General features: G+C 60.9%; 18 protein-coding genes and 1 riboswitch. Of the genes, 13 read left to right on the top strand and 5 right to left on the bottom strand.

Annotated features, from left to right (window positions below):
- Positions 1–60: 60 nt before the first annotated feature.
- The 5 genes from BLW50_RS19850 to BLW50_RS19830 all read left to right on the top strand — a co-directional run bounded on the left by BLW50_RS19850 (position 61) and on the right by BLW50_RS19830 (position 5,568).
- Positions 61–717: a hypothetical protein gene (locus BLW50_RS19850; RefSeq protein WP_090705745.1), complete on the top strand. Its 657-nt coding sequence runs from the start codon at positions 61–63 to the stop codon at positions 715–717.
- Positions 714–1,289, top strand: a complete 576-nt coding sequence (locus BLW50_RS19845) for a hypothetical protein (protein ID WP_090705743.1) — start codon at positions 714–716, stop codon at positions 1,287–1,289. The genes BLW50_RS19850 and BLW50_RS19845 overlap by 4 nt, the downstream gene beginning before the upstream one ends.
- A gap of 216 nt (positions 1,290–1,505) precedes the next feature.
- Positions 1,506–2,696 (top strand): ABC transporter substrate-binding protein, encoded by a 1,191-nt coding sequence (locus BLW50_RS19840; RefSeq protein ID WP_090705740.1) that lies wholly within the window; start codon positions 1,506–1,508, stop codon positions 2,694–2,696.
- 96 nt (positions 2,697–2,792) lie between these two features.
- A complete protein-coding gene (locus tag BLW50_RS19835; protein WP_244544323.1) occupies positions 2,793–4,514 on the top strand; it encodes an ATP-binding protein in 1,722 nt (573 codons plus the stop codon).
- 136 nt (positions 4,515–4,650) lie between these two features.
- The gene (locus tag BLW50_RS19830; protein WP_090705734.1) at positions 4,651–5,568 is read left to right on the top strand and encodes a l-ornithine N(alpha)-acyltransferase; all 918 of its coding nucleotides are present in this window, start codon (positions 4,651–4,653) and stop codon (positions 5,566–5,568) included.
- A 57-nt stretch (positions 5,569–5,625) separates the two neighbouring features.
- Here BLW50_RS19830 and BLW50_RS19825 read toward each other — a convergent pair whose 3' ends face one another.
- The 4 genes from BLW50_RS19825 to BLW50_RS19810 form a co-directional block, all read right to left on the bottom strand.
- Positions 5,626–6,612, bottom strand: coding sequence for a glutathione S-transferase family protein (locus tag BLW50_RS19825; RefSeq protein ID WP_090705732.1), 987 nt, complete (start codon positions 6,610–6,612; stop codon positions 5,626–5,628).
- Positions 6,613–6,622: 10 nt separating this feature from the next.
- Positions 6,623–7,501 carry an SDR family oxidoreductase gene (locus BLW50_RS19820; protein ID WP_090705729.1) on the bottom strand — a complete coding sequence of 293 codons (879 nt, stop codon included), beginning with the start codon at positions 7,499–7,501 and terminating at the stop codon, positions 6,623–6,625.
- Positions 7,502–7,594: 93 nt separating this feature from the next.
- Positions 7,595–8,836 carry a tRNA epoxyqueuosine(34) reductase QueG gene (queG, locus tag BLW50_RS19815; RefSeq protein ID WP_090709415.1) on the bottom strand — a complete coding sequence of 414 codons (1,242 nt, stop codon included), beginning with the start codon at positions 8,834–8,836 and terminating at the stop codon, positions 7,595–7,597.
- The gene (locus BLW50_RS19810) at positions 8,734–9,426 is read right to left on the bottom strand and encodes a glutathione S-transferase family protein (RefSeq protein WP_090709413.1); all 693 of its coding nucleotides are present in this window, start codon (positions 9,424–9,426) and stop codon (positions 8,734–8,736) included. The genes queG and BLW50_RS19810 overlap by 103 nt, the downstream gene beginning before the upstream one ends.
- 273 nt (positions 9,427–9,699) lie before the next feature.
- Between BLW50_RS19810 and BLW50_RS19805 the strand changes: the two genes are divergently transcribed.
- Complete coding sequence (locus BLW50_RS19805; RefSeq protein ID WP_090709410.1) at positions 9,700–10,509, top strand: undecaprenyl-diphosphate phosphatase; 810 nt, start codon at positions 9,700–9,702, stop codon at positions 10,507–10,509.
- Between the two features lie 65 nt (positions 10,510–10,574).
- Here the strand turns inward: BLW50_RS19805 and nth are convergent, their stop codons facing one another.
- Positions 10,575–11,330 (bottom strand): endonuclease III, encoded by a 756-nt coding sequence (gene nth, locus BLW50_RS19800; protein WP_090705726.1) that lies wholly within the window; start codon positions 11,328–11,330, stop codon positions 10,575–10,577.
- A gap of 41 nt (positions 11,331–11,371) precedes the next feature.
- Between nth and BLW50_RS19795 the strand changes: the two genes are divergently transcribed.
- From BLW50_RS19795 to BLW50_RS19765, 7 genes are all read left to right on the top strand, one after another.
- Positions 11,372–11,869 (top strand): DUF2244 domain-containing protein, encoded by a 498-nt coding sequence (locus BLW50_RS19795; RefSeq protein ID WP_244544322.1) that lies wholly within the window; start codon positions 11,372–11,374, stop codon positions 11,867–11,869.
- 79 nt (positions 11,870–11,948) lie between these two features.
- The gene (locus BLW50_RS19790) at positions 11,949–12,911 is read left to right on the top strand and encodes a bifunctional helix-turn-helix domain-containing protein/methylated-DNA--[protein]-cysteine S-methyltransferase (RefSeq protein ID WP_090705724.1); all 963 of its coding nucleotides are present in this window, start codon (positions 11,949–11,951) and stop codon (positions 12,909–12,911) included.
- Between the two features lie 78 nt (positions 12,912–12,989).
- Positions 12,990–13,068, top strand: a riboswitch (SAM riboswitch).
- A 28-nt stretch (positions 13,069–13,096) separates the two neighbouring features.
- Complete coding sequence (locus tag BLW50_RS19785; protein WP_090705722.1) at positions 13,097–14,077, top strand: aliphatic sulfonate ABC transporter substrate-binding protein; 981 nt, start codon at positions 13,097–13,099, stop codon at positions 14,075–14,077.
- A gap of 72 nt (positions 14,078–14,149) precedes the next feature.
- The gene (locus BLW50_RS19780) at positions 14,150–14,932 is read left to right on the top strand and encodes an ABC transporter permease (RefSeq protein ID WP_244544481.1); all 783 of its coding nucleotides are present in this window, start codon (positions 14,150–14,152) and stop codon (positions 14,930–14,932) included.
- 4 nt (positions 14,933–14,936) lie between these two features.
- Complete coding sequence (locus tag BLW50_RS19775) at positions 14,937–15,719, top strand: ABC transporter ATP-binding protein (RefSeq protein ID WP_090705717.1); 783 nt, start codon at positions 14,937–14,939, stop codon at positions 15,717–15,719.
- Positions 15,720–15,736: 17 nt separating this feature from the next.
- Positions 15,737–16,246: an OsmC family protein gene (locus BLW50_RS19770; protein ID WP_090705715.1), complete on the top strand. Its 510-nt coding sequence runs from the start codon at positions 15,737–15,739 to the stop codon at positions 16,244–16,246.
- A gap of 105 nt (positions 16,247–16,351) precedes the next feature.
- A complete protein-coding gene (locus tag BLW50_RS19765) occupies positions 16,352–17,299 on the top strand; it encodes a DUF5996 family protein (protein WP_090705712.1) in 948 nt (315 codons plus the stop codon).
- Positions 17,300–17,302: the final 3 nt, after the last annotated feature.

Here is a 17,302-nt window from a genome sequence, read left to right as displayed (position 1 = left end):
AGATTGACAGAATTTGGTCAAACTGACAGAATTTAGTCATCATGGCAAGGGAGGTTGCTCATGTCGACAGCATCAGAAGTCCGCTTTGATCCAGCGGCGAAGATTCCCATGAAGGTCAACGCATTTGAGGCGGCCCGCCAAGGCAACACGCAATTGCTGCCGCTCTTTCCTTATCTTGGCGCTGGCGACATCGTGCCCTGCGTGGCTGCTTTGGCGAGCGACGGGAAAGCCACGCCTATCGGCTATTTCGTTCATACCAACGTCGTCGATGAAGTGGCCGTGTCGTTTGGTTCAACAGGACGTGTGCGGTCTGGCGATGTCTTCGTCGGTCACAAGAGCCATGGCGTCGGCGGCGATTCCGATCAGGCATTCTTTGCTGTTCTCGTTATCACCCAGCGCCAGCTCGAAAGCGGCGAGCAGCCGGAAGGTATGACGTTCCAGTGCGAAAAATGCGCCACCGAATTGTTTAAGTACGAATTCGATGGCGGTCTTTCCGAAGAAGAGAGCCGAGGCGATCTTCTGCCGCTTCCGAGCCTGAAAGGCTCGAACGACGCGGCGATGATGCTCAACAGCTCCCAGAGCACGCGCAAGTGCAAGTCATGCGGGCACGACAATCCGCCATTTCCGCTGCATATCTGGGGGTGGGCGAATTACATGCGCAGGACGAAGATCGCATCGGACGCGCGGCGCGCGCTTGCGGAGGTCACCCGCTCATGAGCAAGTCCGTCACAACCCGTCGCAAGAATGCCTTCAACATTTTCCGCGAGGCATCGAAGCTTGAATCCTTCGACGAATTTCCCATGCTCAGGCCGGAAGTCGATCCGCAACTGACCTTGAGCAATAATTCTGTCGACCAGCCGTTCTTTCTCGTGTGCGAGAAAGATACCGTGATCGCCCAGGCAAGCGGCCGCGCGCAGGTCGTCTTTCAAGCTGGCCCCGTTCGCTATTTCGATCTGGTGCCTGGAGATTTCGTCTATGTGCCAGGCGGCACCGCGCATCGCGTGCTGACGAAGGAGCCGGGCAACCAGCTTCGCTACAAGGCGCGCGAACCAGGATCGGAAACCGTGGTCTGGTACTGCGATAACTGCAGTGCCGAAGTGGATCGCCATAGCTGGAGTGCCAGCGAGCACGCGTCTCAGGCTGGCTATCTCACAGCCTGCGAGCGCCACAACGGCGAAACCACTCGGCGCACCTGTTCGCGATGCGGCCATAGCCATTCGGCCGTGGACCTCGCCGCGTTTCGCTGGCGGGCCATCGCCGAAGCGCTCGCGCAGGACGACGACGCGTAAACGATACGACGCAATTCAAAGATTAGGGGCAGGGCGTCGGACGTCCTACCCTTTCCTTAAGCCTGGCCTGACGTCGGCGAGAATGCCCGCGTTGGGCAGCGTCCCCTTCAAGCGCTGTCAACGCCCGATCACAATCCACCCATTGCCAAACGCCGGTAAGATCAGTGAAACTGATATTGCGATCCGTCAGCGACGGTTGGACGAGGGGGAGACGTTATGAGGACTGTGGTTTCGGCATTGGCGTTGCTGGTGGCTGCCGGCGCGGCGCAAGCGCAGATCGCGGGCGATAAAGTGCGCATCGGCGTGATGTCCGATCTTTCCGGCGTCTATGAATCAGGCGCCGGCATGGGGTCCGTTGAAGCGGTGCGCATGGCGGTCGAGGAGTTCGGCGGCAAGATCAATGGCAAGCCGATCGAGGTTCTGGCCGGCGATCATCAGAACAAGCCCGATACCGGGGTCTCCATTGCTAACCGCTGGTATGACGTCGACAAGGTCGACGTCATCGCCGAACTGGTGAATTCCGCCGTCGCTTTCGCCGTCCTCGATGTGACCAAGCAAAAGAACAAGATGGTCATGCTGGCCGGTGCCGGCTCCGCCGACTTCACCGGCAAGGCCTGTGCGCCCGGCAATAGCGTGCATTGGGTCTATGACACCTATCAGCTCAGCGCCTCGATCGCCGCCGCCGTGCCGCAACTGGGCAAGAAATGGTATTTCATCAGCGCTGACTATGCCTTTGGCGCGGCGCTGGAAGCCGGGCTTCGTCCGTCGCTGACCAAGGCCGGCGTCGAGATCGTCGGGGCCGTCAAACATCCGCTCAGCACCCAGGATTTCTCGTCCTTCGTTCTGCAGGCGCAGAATTCCGGCGCTGATGTCATCGCCCTCAACAATGGCGGCGACGATACGATCAACGGTCTGAAAGCGATCCGCGAGTTCGGCCTGAAGGCCAAGGTGGTCGGCTTCGGCCTCGACAGCCCGCTGTCGGTCAAGGCCATGGGCCTAGAAGTCGGGCAGGGCGCCTATAACGTCTCCGCCTGGGTCAATCGCGACGATGCTGAGACGAAGGCCTGGATCGCCAAGTTCATCGAACGGCGCAAGGTTTTCCCGGGTTCGTTCCAGGTTGGCGTCTATTCCGCCGTTAAACATTATCTGAAGGCGGTCGAGGCGGCGAACACCACCGACACCCAGAAGGTCATCGAGAAGATGCGCGAGCTGCCGGTCCGTGACATATTCACCAATGATGGTTACCTGCGTCCTGACGGCCGCATGGTCCACAGTGTCGCCCTGACTCAGATCAAATCTCCTGCGGAATCAAAAGGAGAATGGGATCTGACCAAAACCGTTGGCCTGCTCAAGGGCGATGACGTGTTCCGGCCGATCGACCAGGGCGGTTGCCCGGCTCTGAAGTAAGGGTTAAGTCGGTATCCGAGCAACGATTTTTCAACCAGGGCAATCCAGCCTGCCCTGGGTGGCCTTATCCAGGCCATGTGGCGTTGGGGGCTCGGATTGGTTGTCTCGGTGTTTGTCGTCGGCGTTCTCGGCGTCCTCGCCGCCCTGTTGGGGGCGGCGGTCGGCTGGGCCATCCATGCCGCTCTTAGCCGCCGCAAACCGCCCGATAAATCGCTGGACGAAGCCCGGTTTGAAAAGCTGCAGGACGAGCTGTGGGCCCTGAAGGAAGCGGCCGCGGCCCGTCATCGGGCCGAGGCCGCCAATGAAGCCAAGTCTCGCTTTCTTGCCACCGTCAGCCACGAAATCCGGACGCCCCTCAATGGCATCCTTGGCATGGCCGATCTGTTGCGCCATGGACCGCTGGTGGCCGAACAGCGCGCTTATGTCGAAGCGATCCACACCTCGGGCACGGCGCTGGCCAATCTGATCGAGGAAATCCTCGATTTCTCGCGCATCGAAGCCGGCCGGTTGGAACTGGCCAACGAACCCTTTGACATCGTGACTCTGGTTGAAGGCGTCACCGAACTGTTGGCGCCGCGCGCGCAGGACAAGGGCGTCGGCATCGCCGCTGTGATCGAAACGGACGTGCCGCGCCGGCTGATCGGCGATGCGGCGCGGCTGCGGCAGGTGCTCATCAATCTCGCTGGCAATGCGGTGAAATTCACCGAGACCGGCGGCGTCGGCATTCGCGTTGCCAAGAAATCCGGCGATCGCGTGATCTTCTCGGTCGCCGATACGGGGCCTGGCATCGGGCCAGATCAGCAGGAGACCATTTTCGAGGATTTCGAACAGGGCGATGGTTCGGCCACGCGTCGCCATGGCGGCTCCGGTCTTGGCCTCGCCATTTCGCGTCGCATCATCGATCATATGCAGGGTGATCTGCGACTTGAAAGCACCGGCAGCCACGGCTCGGTCTTCACCTTCGATGTCGATCTGCCGGCGGCGTCTGGTCAGGACAAGGCCGATACGCCGCCGCTGTGGGGCCGTCGCGTGTTGATCGTCGGACGCGCCCCGTTTGAAACGAGTTATCTTGGCGAACGTCTGGCGGCGGTTGGCGCGGAAACTTTGCGGGCCGAGACGATCGGCGAGGTTCGCTCCGTTCTGGCGCAGAAGCCCGCGCCAGATGTAGCGATCATCGATTGCGCGCTGGGTGAAGATGTTTTGCGCCAGATCGCGGAAGCGACGCGCGTCGCCGGTGTTGAACGTAGCCTGATCTTGTTCTCGCCGTTCGAACGTCGCGCGACGGCTCAGAACACGTTGGCCGGTTTCGATGGCTGGCTGGTCAAACCGGTTCGCACGGCTTCGCTGATTGCTCGGCTGCGCGGTGAAATGGCCGGCAGCATGCCCACGAACATGGTCGAGCCTGGCGCCAAGCCACGACTCGAACTGAATGTGCTGCTGGTCGAAGACAATGAGATTAACGCGCTGGTGGCGCGCAAACATCTTGAACGTTTCGGCGCGAAAACCATTCATGCGGTCGATGGCATCGAAGCTGTCGATATTGTCAGCCGGACATTGCGTGGTGATCGCCCGCGCTTCGACGTCATCTTGATGGACATTCGCATGCCGGGTCTTGATGGCATCGATGCATCGCGCTGGATTAGGCGGCTTGAACGCGAAGCAGGCGTGTTGCCGACGCGCATCGTGGCGCTGACCGCGAACGCTTTCGAAGAGGATCGTCGTGCCGCGCTTGACGCGGGAATTGACGATTTCCTGACTAAACCGATCGATCCGGATCACTTGCAAGCGGCCATTCTGCCGAAGCGGCAAATGGCTTAGTCCAGTGGCTTAATTGAGCTGCTTAAACGCCTGCTATTTTGTCGCTGTAACAGGAACGACGGAAATTCGTCATAATTTCTTCCGATCTGAATGGCTTTTAGTGCTATGGGGCGAATCATGGGATCGGGGTTTTGCAATGAAACCGACAACTGAACGTGCCGGCGGGCAGCGTTTCGCCGGTTTTGTCAGTGCGTTCGCCGTTCAACGTCGCGTCGTGCGCGATCTGCATGGCTTGCCGGAATCCCTGGCGCGGGTCGGTTCGCTGGAATTGAAATTCGCCGTGACGAAGAAGGAAATCCGCAAGGCGCAGCGTCTGCGCTATCGGGTTTTCTTCGATCAGGGCTCGGCGCAGCCCGACCGCACGACGCAACTGCGCCGCCGCGACGTCTGTCCTTTCGATGTCACCTGCGATCACCTCATCGTCGTCGATCACGCGGCGAAATCAACTTATGGCCGCATCAAGCCGAAAGTCGTCGGCACCTACCGCCTGCTGCGCCAGAATGCGCGCAAGAGCGATGGCGGTTTCTATAGCGCTCAGGAATTCGATGTGGCGCCTTTGCTGGCGCGTCACGCCGGCAAGCATTTTCTTGAGCTCGGCCGCTCCTGCGTGTTGCCGGAATATCGCGCTCGCCGTACCCTTGAACTGCTATGGCGCGGCATCTGGATGTACGTCAGCCATCACAATATCGATGTGATGATCGGCTGTGCCTCTTTCGATACGGTCAATCCCGCCGAGATCGCCGCGCCCTTGTCGTTGCTGCATCATAAGGCGAGCGTTCCAGAGGATTGGATGGTGCGCGCGCTTGATGACCGCCGCGTCGACATGGCGATGCTTGCCGATGACGCCATCTCGCCGCGTCGCGCCTTGGCAGCTCTGCCGACCTTGATCAAAGGCTATCTGCGGCTTGGCGCGATGATCGGCGACGGTGCCGTCATCGATCATCAGTTCGGCACCACCGATGTTCTCATCGTTCTGCCGGTTGCCAATATCGATGATCGCTATATCGATCACTTCGGCGGCGGCCACCCGCCAGTCAATGAGATCGCGGCGTAATCATCCGCAGCCTCCGTCTTGTACCGGATCGCTTGCGGCGTCCGGTATGACACCGAGCTAGCCGAAACGATCGCGGTCATGCGGCGCGGCGAAGTCGATCTCCGGGCCGATCGGCACGATGCCGGTGGGGTTCACTTGCAGCTGGCTGCCGTAATAGTGTTTCTTACAATGATCGAGCCGGAAGGTTGAAGCAATCTTCGGCCGCTGCACCAGATCCCGCGTAAATCCCCAGATGTTGGGATAGTCGGCAATCCGGCGCTTGTTGCATTTGAAATGCGAGTAATAGATCGCATCGAAGCGCAGCAGAGTTGTCAGCAGGCGGATGTCGGCTTCGGTCAACACATCGCCGCAGAGATAGCGGTGCTGGGCGAGACGCGCTTCGACGAAATCGAGGGTTTCGAACAGCGGGATCACCGCTTCTTCATAAGCTGCCTGCGTGGTGGCGAAACCGGCGCGATAGACGCCATTGTTCAGCGTGTTGTAGATGCGATCGTTGACCGCATCGATATCGGCGCGCAGATGTTGTGGATAGTAATCGCCCGGTGTCGCGCCGATGCCGTCGAAGGCGTTGCCCAGCATCCGAATGATCTCGGAGGATTCGTTGTTGACGATGGTTCCGGTTTTGAGATCCCAGAGCACGGGAATGGTCACGCGTCCGGTGTAGGCCGAGTCGGCGCGCTGATAGACCTGATAGAGAAAATCCGCATGTCCGACCGGATCGGCGATCACGCCGTCGGCTTTAGCGAACGTCCAGCCGTTCTCTAGCATCAGCCAATGCACCACCGAGACGGAGATGATGTCTTCCAAGCCTTTCAGCGCCCGCATGATCAACGTGCGTTGCGCCCAGGGGCAGGCATAGCCGACATAGAGATGATAGCGCCCGCGCTCGGCTTTATATCCGGACAAGGGATTGGGGCTGCCTTTCGGGGCACTGCCATCGGCGGTGATCCAGCTGCGGAAGGAACTGTCGCGGCGCACGAAGCGTCCCTTGTCGGACGCCACAAGCGGTTGGTCTTCCCATTTGCCGTCGATCAGCATGCCCATCGCGTTTCTCCTACCTACCTTCGCCAGCTTCCCACAGGCGTTGCAAGCCTTCACGATAAGTAGGATGGATCGGCTCGAATCCAAGCTCGAATCGCGCCGCTTCGATGGAGATGCGTTTGCACTCGGCGTAGAAACTGCGCGTCATTTCAGACAAGTCGGCCGTCTCATAGTCGATCAATGGCGGTGGTTCGACCTGCATCAGGCTCGCAGCGTAGGTCACCACGTCTTGCGGCGGCGCGGGATGTCCGTCGGCGATGTTGAGCACGAGATCTTCACCGGCCCTGTCGCGCGCGACACATTTGGCGATCGCCTGGACGATGTCGTCGACATGGATACGGTTGAAGACCTGGTCTTTCTTGACGAGGCGCTTGGCCTTGCCGTCACGCAATTGCACAAGCGGGTTGCGGCGGGGCCCGTAGATGCCGGCGAGACGCAGGACATAAAGGCTGCGGTTGCCTTCGCGTGCCAAGGCGCGCCAGAGATTTTCCGCCGCAAGCCGCATCAGGCTGCGGGTGTTGGTGGTGAGCGGGGCTGTATCTTCGTCGACCCATTCGCCACGGCGATCGCCATAGACGCCGACGGTCGACAGATAGATGATTTTGCGCAGACGCTTCGTGCGCGTCAGCGACAAAGCGAACTTGGTCAGCACCGGATCGCCGGCTTCGCCCGGCGGGATGGAAACGAGGATGACATCGGCCTCGCTGAGGGCCTGGGCGATTCCATCCTCCACCACATCGGCGGAGAAGAGATAGGTCTTGATCCCTGTGGCGACGAATTCGGCCTTCTTCTCGGGCCGGGTAACTGTGCCTGCAATGCTGTCGTAGTCAGGCCGATGCTTGAGAATGTAATGCAGTGCTGAATAACCGAGGCCGAACACAAAAAGGTTCATCGCAATCGAAAGTCTCCGCGCAATAAATATCTAATAGAGCGCCATGTTCGCCAGACATGGGTCGCCATTGCAAGTGAGCTGACTCGTTGCAGCCTAGCTCATGGTCCGACTTGTAGCATTCGCTGCCCATTCCGCAAGCACGACCGGGTCTAACTCCCGCGCGGCCACCTGCTGATGCAATGCGGCAAACTGGTGTGAGGGCAGTAATTGCTGCAGTGCCCACACCGCCATGGCGCGCACCAGTGGCGACGCATCGTCGAGTCGCGCTCGCGCCACGGGCACGAGTGCCGCGTCGGCAGAATTGCCGATGGCGATCATCACATTGCGGACAAAGCGGTCGCGGCCGATGCGCTTGATCGGGCTACCGGAGAACTTGGTGCGAAAGGCCGCATCGTCAAGTGCGGCGAGCTCAGTCAGCGGCGGCGCCACCAGATCATCGCGCGCTTGGAATTTTGCTTCGCGCGCCACTTCCGCGAATTTGTTCCAGGGGCAAGCTGCCAGACAGTCATCGCAGCCATAGATGCGATTGCCCATGGCCGTGCGCAACTGCGGATCGATCGATCCCTTGTGCTCGATGGTCAGATAGGAAATGCAGCGCCGCGCATCGAGCCGATAGGGCGCGGGAAAAGCCTTGGTCGGGCAGATGTCGAGACAGGCCCGGCATGAGCCGCAGTGATCGCTTTCAGGCGGATCGATCGGCAACGGCAAGGTCGTGAAGATCGTGCCGAGAAACAGCCACGAGCCATGATCGCGCGACACCAGATTGGTGTGCTTGCCTTGCCAGCCGATACCGGCCGCGGCTGCCAGCGGCTTTTCCATCACCGGCGCGGTGTCGACGAACACCTTCACATCCGCTTCGGCATCGGCGCGGCTGATGAGAAACTGCGCCAGCATTTTGAGCCGGCCCTTGATGTGTTCATGATAGTCGCGATTGCGCGCATAGACCGAGATTGTCGCTTGCGATTTCTGATCGAGCGACGCCAGGGGATCGGTGTCGGGGCCATAATTGACGGCGAGCACGATGACGCTGCGCACTTCGCTCCACAATGCGCGCGGGTCGCTGCGGCGCTCGGCGGTTTCCGCCATCCAGTCCATCTCGCCATGGGCGCCCTCACCAAGCCATTGCTGCAGGCGCGCCGGGGCTTGTGGAATGGCGTCAGGCGCGGCGATGCGACATTGATCGAAGCCCAACTCGGCCGCGCGTTGGCGCAGCGCGTCGATGAAGGACGGACTCAGAAATCGAGGTTGGCGTAAGCCGCTCCCGGCGCCATGCCCGGCACCCGGTCGTTCAGCAGGGCGCGGAACGACGGTCGCGACTTGATCCGCGCATACCATTCCTTCGCCGTGTCGTCTTCCGCCCATGGCACGTCGCCCAAATAATCCGCGCAGGAAAGATGCGCTGCCGCCGCCAGGTCGGCATAGGTCATCATATCGCCGGCCAGCCATTTTCGTTTAGAGGTCAGCCAGCCGATATAGGCCATATGATAGCGGATGTTGGCCCGTCCAGCGCGCACGGCGTCCATATCGGGCGCGCCGCCGCCGGCCGCGGCGGTCATATAGCGCTTGTAGACCTTCTCGGTGACTAGGAAATTCGACACTTCGGCAAAGAATTTACCGTTGAACCAGTCCATCAACCGGCGCACTTCGACCCGGCCGGCGGTATCCTGGGGCAACAGCCGATGCGCGCCGAGGCTCGCGCCATGGGTCTCATCGAGATATTCGGCGATATTGCCGACCCCCGGGACGACCAATTGATTTGGCTCGACTAGCACCGGCGTTTCAGCCGCCGGATTGATCATGAGGAATTCATTCCTGCGCTCGAAAGCTCGTTCTTCGATCAACTCCGGCTCAAGCCCATATTCGGCGAGCGCGATGCGGATGAAACGCGAATGAGGACAAAGCGGATGATGAAACAAAACGGGCATGAGCAACAATGATTTGATCCGTGACGCCGGCACGGGGGAAATCTATGCAGGAGTCTATAGGCGCAAGGCCAGTCATTATTTGCAATGCACAGGCCCTAGGTTAAGTTCCGGTTAACCGTCAGGGCTTTGACTAAAGCTGAGGTAAGAGCCTGGGCCACAGCTTTGGTATGACGGCTGCTTCAACTATAGAGACTTAAGCGACGGCGCCTGCGATTCGCGGACTTAACAGGCGTGCGGCCGCAGACCATTCGATTCCGCGCCGGGGCTTTCCTGATGTCAACGATTGAAGCCATCAAGGCGCTGATCCTTGGTGTGGTGGAAGGCTTCACCGAATTCCTGCCCGTGTCCTCGACCGGCCATTTGCTGCTGATCGGCCATTTCCTTGGCTTCGAGTCGAAGGGCAAGACATTCGAGGTTCTGGTGCAGCTCGGCGCCATCCTTGCCATCCTCATCGTCTATTTTAAAAAGCTGTGGTCGATCCTGCTGGCGCTGCCCAGCGATCCCAGAGCCCGCTCCTTCGTCATCGGCATTCTCATCGCCTTTCTGCCCGCCGCCATCATCGGCGCGGCGTTGCACAACTTTATCAAGGATGTGCTGTTCAATCCGATGATCGTTTGCACCACGTTGATCGCCGGCGGTCTTGTTCTTCTGGCGGTTGAAGACATGCCGCTGAAAAGCAAGTTCACCGATGTGATGGATTTCCCGCCGCTGATGTGCCTGAAGATCGGTTTTTTCCAATGCCTTGCCATGGTGCCTGGCGTGTCGCGCTCCGGCGCCACCATCGTCGGTTCGATGCTGATGGGCGCCGAGAAGCGCGCAGCGGCGGAGTTCTCCTTCTTCCTCGCCATGCCGACCATGGCCGGCGCTTTCGCCTATGATCTGTTCAAGAACTACAAGCTGCTGGATTTCAACGATGTCGCGCTCATCGTCATCGGCTTCGTCGCCGCGTTTTTCTCAGCGCTGCTCGTCGTGCGTGGCTTCTTGAATTACGTGTCGCGCCACGGCTTCAAGGTCTTTGCCTGGTGGCGCATCATCGTCGGCATTGTCGGCTGGATCGGCCTTTACTTCGTGCCGGTACGCTAAAGCAAATCGCGTTTCGATCGAAACGCGATTTACCCTCAGTCTAAGAGCTTTAACTCGCGCTGGACTTAAATCCTTTTATCACCTGACGTGCACAGATCGGCGACGACGCATTTCTCGCACTCCGGTCTGATGGCCTTGCAGATATAGCGCCCGTGCAGGATCAGCCAGTGATGCGCATGGCGCCTAAATTCCTTCGGCACGACTTTCTCGAGTCCGAGTTCAACCTCAAGCGGCGTCTTGCCCGGCGCCAGGCGCAGCCGATTGGACAGGCGGAAGAGATGGGTGTCGACGGCGATGGTCTCTTCGCCCCAGGCGATGTTGAGCACCACGTTTGCCGTTTTGCGACCGACGCCGGCTAGGGTCTCCAGCTCTTCGCGCGTGCGCGGCACTTCCCCGCCATGATGATCGATCAATTGCTGCGAGAGCAGGATGACGTTTTTCGCCTTGTTGCGATAAAGGCCGATCGTCTTAATGTAGTCGCGCACTTTCTCTTCGCCGAGATCGAGCATTTTCTGCGGCGTGTCGGCGACGGCGAAGAGGCCGCGTGTGGCGCGGTTGACGCCCACGTCGGTGGCCTGGGCGGACAGGACGACGGCGACCAGCAGAGTGTAGACATTCACATAATCCAGCTCGCCCTTGGGCTCTGGATTGGCGTCGTGAAGCCGCTCAAAAATTTTGTGAATGATCGCAGCGCTGACCGGCTTTTTGCCAATTTTTGCGGGTCTCTTGCCAAGGACCATTGGTTTGCCTGCCGGTTTAGCGACCGGAGCTTTCGAGGGGCGTCGTTTCGGCGCTGCGGAGAGGGGCTTTTTCGCGGGCATGATCAGCCTATACTAGAGGGGAATTGGAGGCCGCGAGCGTTGTGACCGCGATCCATGCCAGCGACACACAGATTTTCGCACGCCGCACCGTACCGCATCGTTCGCTCGATCGGCGCGGCTTCCACCGCTTGCTGATGGTCTTCGCAGTGTTTTCCTTCTGCGTCACCCTGCCGTTCGTCATCATGGGCGCCTGGCCGGTCGCTGGCTTCATGGGCGTCGATGTCCTGATCTTCTATCTGGCCTTCCGCGCCAATTTCCGTGCCGCCCGCGCCTATGAGGATGTCACCGTCACGCCGGTGCTCCTGCATATCGAGCGGGTCAGCCATCGCGGCCAGCGCCTTGAATGGCGGCTCAATCCGCTGTGGGTGCGGCTGGAACGGCAGGAAGACGAGGATTTTGGTCTCGAACGCATCGCCTTGGTGACGCGCGGCCGGCGCATCGAGGTCGCCATCTGGCTCGGGCCGGAGGCGCGCCAGCAATATGCCGACGAATTGGCGCGCGCCCTGGCGGAGGCCAAGCGCGGGCCGCGCTACAATTGAAAATCGAAGCATCGCGGTTTTCGGGTGGCGGGGGCGCTGGCGGCGGGCCATGTTACGGCCTGACATAAGGACCTAAATCATGACCCTGCAACGCGATCTCCCGATTGCGGCCCGCCCGATCGATCTACGCGCCCCTGGCAGCGTGCAGATCGAGCCGGAGTCCAATGATTACAACCGCGTGCGCGCCGCTATCGAATATCTGACCCTGCATTGGAAGGCGCAGCCCTCGGTCGAGGATATTGCCGGCCATCTCGGCATGTCGGCCTCGCATTTCGCCCATCTGTTCAAGCGTTGGGCCGGTCTGACGCCGATGGCCTTCCTGCAGGCGCTGACCATCGATCATGCGCGCCGGCTGCTGCTCGATCAGGCCTCGGTGCTCGACACGGCTTACGAGGTTGGCCTGTCCGGTCCCGGCCGCCTGCACGATCTGTTCGTCACCCACGAGGCGATGTCGCCTGGCGAATACAAATCCCGTGGCGAGGGGCTGGTGCTGACCTTTGGCTTCCACACCTCGCCGTTTGGCGAGGCCCTGGCCGTGTTCACCCCGCGTGGTCTGGCGGGTCTGGGCTGGGTCGACCAGAAAGCGGGGCCCGGCACGGCCGGGACCGACGGCAAGCCGTCGGGCGGCCGCGAGGGCGCACTCGCCGACATGCAGCGCCGCTGGCCCAATGCCACCTATGTGCGTGACGATGCGGCGGCCGCCGCTTATGTCCGCCGCGCCTTCGATCCCACTGAATGGCGGGCCGACCGGCCGCTGCGGGTGGTCTTGATCGGCACGGATTTCGAAGTGCGGGTGTGGGAAACCCTCCTGCGCATCCCACTCGGTCGGGCCACCACCTATGGCTCGATCGCCCGTCATCTCGAGAAGCCGAAGGCGGCGCGGGCGGTCGGTGCGGCGGTCGGGCGCAATCCGATCTCCTTCGTCGTGCCTTGCCACCGTGTCCTCGGCTCGAGCGGGGCGCTCACCGGTTATCATTGGGGCCTGGCGCGCAAGCGGGCGATCATCGGCTGGGAAGCCGGCCAGGCGGGCTCCATCGTATAAGAACAAAATATATAAGTGAAAATATTCTATTCCGATATCTGGATGTCTTGTTTGACATAACGAACGTTTCGTCTCATAAAACATCCACGCGCCGATTTGAGCTTGCAGCTTGCGGGCGCGGTTAAAAATGCAGCTAAAGCGCCGGTCGGTCTGATGGACGCGTCCGCGCAATTGTGAGGACCGCCATGACCACACTTTCACCGACCAAGCTTTCCCGTCGTCTCGTTTTGTCGGCCGCGGCTCTTTTGACGCTGGCCGCGCCGGCCTTTGCGCAGCAGCTCAAGGAGATTCGTGTCGATTGGGCGACCTACAGCCCGCTCTCCCTGGTGCTGAAAGAAAAGAAACTGCTGGAGAAGGAATTCGCCGCCGATGGCATCGCCATCCGCTGGGTCTTCTCCGCCGGCTCCAATAAGGCGCTTGAATTTCTCAACGCCGGTTCGCTCGATTTTGGTTCGACCGCCGGCGCGGCCGCTCTGATCGGCAAGATCAACGGCAATCCCATCAAGTCGATCGGCCTCTATTCACGGCCCGAATGGACGGCTTTGGTCACCAGGCCCGACACCGGCATCACCAGGATCGCCGACCTCAAGGGCAAGTCGGTCGCGGTGACGCGCGGCACTGATCCGCACATCTTCCTGGTGCGTGCGCTCGACAGCGCCGGGCTGACGGAAAAGGACGTGCGCCTCGTGCTGTTGCAGCATCCCGATGGCAAGACCGCACTCATCCGCAAGGATGTCGATGCGTGGGCGGGTCTCGATCCCATCATGGCTCAAGCGGAAGTCGAAGACGGCGCGAAACTGTTCTATCGCAATGCCGCCGCCAACACCTGGGGTGTGCTCAACACCCGCGAGGAGTTCGCCAAGCAGCACCCCGGCATCGTGCGCCGCGTCAATCAAGTCTATGAGGAAGCGCGCCAGTGGGCGTTGCAGAACAAGGTCGAACTGACCAAGTTGCTCGTGGCCGAGACCAAACTGTCGGAAGCCGTGATCGCCAAACAGCTTGAGCGGACCGATCTCACCAACGCCGCCATTGATGGCAAGGTCGCCGAGACGATCCAGGAAGCGGGCCTCGCGTTGCAGAAGGCCGGCGTCATCAAGCCCGATGTCGATGTGAAGGCCGCTGTCGCCTCCCTGGTCGACACCAGCTTTGCGCCGAAGGGACAATAGGGGTTAAAATTCGGGGGAGGAGTGCTGGCTTTGAGCGAAGCAGGAGCGCTTGAAAAGATCGAGTCGGCGCCGGTGGAACGCACATTGGTGCCGAGCCCGCGCTGGCTGTTTGGTCTCGTTCTCCCTGTCGGCGCGGCGGTTCTCTATGAGATCGCCGCGCGTTTCGGCATTTTCGAAGCACGTCTGCTACCACCGCCGAGCCGCGTCTTCTCCGCGCTCTGGGAATTGGCGGCGAGCGGCGAACTCGCCATTCATGTCACCGCCACTTTGCTGCGCGTCGCGCTTGGATTCGGCCTTGGCGCGGCGGCGGGAACCCTGCTGGGCGCTCTGACCGGTTCGTCCGCTACCATCAGGCGTTTTCTCGATCCGACCTTGCAGGCGCTGCGCGCCATTCCTTCGCTCGCCTGGGTGCCGTTGTTCATTCTGTGGCTCGGCATTTTCGAGAGTTCCAAGATCGCGCTGATCGCGCTCGGCGTGTTCTTTCCGGTCTATCTCGGCGTCATGGGCGCCATCGCCAACGTCGATCGCAAGATCGTCGAGGTCGGCCGTGCCTTTCGTCTGTCGCGCTGGCAATTGGCGCGCCGCATTCTGCTGCCAGCCATCCTGCCTGACTATATCGTGGCGCTGCGTTCAGGCCTCGGCCTGGGCTTTATGTTCGTGGTTGCTGCCGAGATCATGGGCGCGTCCGAAGGGCTCGGCTATCTGCTCGTCGATGGCCAGCAGCTCGGTAAGCCAGCACAGATTCTAGCCGCCATTCTCTGCTTCGCCGTGCTCGGCAAAGTGCTCGATTGGTTGCTCGTGTTAGCGGCGAAACCACTGCTGACCTGGCAGGATTCCTTCGCGAGGACGGTGTAAGCGCATGCTCACCCTCGATCGCCTCTCCAAAATCTACGCCAACGGCACGCAGGCTTTGTCCGATGTCACCATGGGCGTTGCGCCCGGCGAGATCGTCGCTTTGGTCGGCGGCTCTGGCTGCGGCAAGACCACATTGCTACGCTTGGCAAGCGGTCTCGAACAGGCGAGCGGCGGTCGTGTCGCCGTCGATGGCGATATCATCGTCGCGCCGCATCCCGATGTTGGCATCGTCTTTCAAGAGCCGCGGCTGCTGCCTTGGCTGACCGTGGCGCAGAACATCGCCTTCGGCATCGAACATCTACCCAAGGCACAACGCGATGCGCGCGTTGATGAAGCGCTGCTGCGCGTCGGCCTAGCCGGCTATGGCCCGCGCTGGCCGCGCGAACTGTCCGGCGGCCAGGCCCAGCGCGTTGCTATCGTGCGTGCGCTGGTAGCGCGTCCGAAAGTGCTACTCATGGACGAGCCCTTCTCGGCGCTCGATGCGCTGACGCGTGCGTCCCTACAAGATCATCTGCTGGCCTTGTGGGAAGCGCATCGGCCGACCCTGCTGCTCGTCACCCACGACGTCGAAGAGGCGGCCGCCCTGGCCGATCGCGCCATCGTCATGCAGCCGCGTCCTGGCCGGGTGTTCAAAGATATCGCCATCAACCCGCCGCGCCCGCGCGATCGTCTGTCGCACGATTTTGCCGAGGCCAAGCGCGCCATTCTGGCCGCGCTTGACGGCTCACTCGCAAGTCTTCATGCCACACCAACGCATATGCCCGCACCGTCGGGTGCATCCTGGTAATTTTAGGGAGCTCATTCATGGATTCCGCCTCGCTCCGCGCCATGCAGGCGCCCTACAAAGACAGGTATAAGGACGCGCCCGACACAGCTTTGATCACGCTGAAGGCGCAAGGCTCGATCGATGAATCGAAGATCGCGTGTAAGGTCGAGACCGGCCGCGCCTTAGCGGTCGTTGGCCTGCATCCGGCCACCGGCGGCTCCGGCGCTGAACTGTGTTCAGGCGACATGCTGCTCGAGGCGCTCGTCGCCTGCGCCGGCGTCACCTTGAAGGCGGTCGCCACCGCGCTGGAGATCCCTCTGAAGGCTGGCGTGGTTAAGGCCGAAGGCGATCTCGATTTTCGCGGCACGCTCGGCGTTGCCAAGGATGCGCCAGTTGGTTTCCGTGAGATCAGACTGTCGTTCGATCTCGACACCGATGCACCGCAAGACAAGATCGACGCCCTGATCAAGCTCACCGAGCGCTATTGCGTCATCTTCCAGACCCTGAGCAAGCCGCCGAAACTGACGCTCAACGTCGCGCGCGCCTGAACGCCTCACAGGTCTGGTCCTGGTCTTGATGGTGACCGCGCCTCCTGTCAGAGTGCGCGGGCCCGCTATTATGCGGGCTTCCTTCGGGAACGGAAGGAGAGCGATATGTCGCTTGCCGCCAATGCAGAACACTGGCCCGAGCTACCCTATGCCGCCTGGAAGAGCAGTTGCGAAACGCTGCATTTGTGGAGCCAGGTCATCGGCAAGATCCGCCTGGCGTATACGCCATGGCAGAACCACTCCTGGCATGTGCCGCTTTATGTGACGGCGCGCGGTTTGACGACGTCGCCCATTCCTGGTCCGCGCGAATTTCAGATCGACTTCGATTTCATCGATCATCTACTATGGGTGCGCACGAGCGACGGCCATAGCCGTCAGATCATGCTGGCGCCAAAATCGGTCGCGGAATTTTACGAAGAGGTCGAGGTCGCCTTCTCCGAGCTCGGGCTCGCCATGGATATTCGCACCATGCCGTGCGAGTTGGCCGATTGCATTCCCTTCGATCAGGATCGCATTCACGCCGCCTACGATCGCGATTATGCGCATCGCTTCTGGCGCATCTTGTTGTCGACGCAGGAGGTACTTGCCCGTTTCCGCACCAGCTTCATCGGCAAGGTCAGCCCGGTGCATTTCTTTTGGGGTAGTTTCGACCTGGCGGTGACGCGCTTCTCTGGCCGGAAGGCGCCGCCGCATCCTGGTGGCGTGCCCTATCTGTCCGACGCGGTCACACGCGAAGCCTATTCGCATGAAGTGTCGAGTGCTGGCTTTTGGCCGGGCGGCGGTCCTATCGATTATCCGGCTTTCTATTCCTATGCCTATCCGGCGCCCGCGGGCTTTGGCGCGGCTTCCGTGGAACCACGCGAGGCCTTCTTCTCGAAAGACCTCGGCGAGTTCATCCTACCCTATGACGCAGTGCGCACCGCCGGCGATCCGCAGGCCGCGCTCATGGCGTTCCTGCGCAGCACCTATGATGCAGCGGCTGATCTCGGCAAATGGGATCGCGCGGCCTTGGAGTGCAGTCTCGGCCGTCCCGGTCATCCGCGCGCCTTGTAGGCC

The sequence above is a fragment of the Beijerinckia sp. 28-YEA-48 genome, from assembly GCF_900104955.1.
Classification (GTDB): Bacteria; Pseudomonadota; Alphaproteobacteria; order Rhizobiales; family Beijerinckiaceae; genus Terripilifer.
This window is presented reverse-complemented; position numbering and strand designations above follow the sequence as displayed.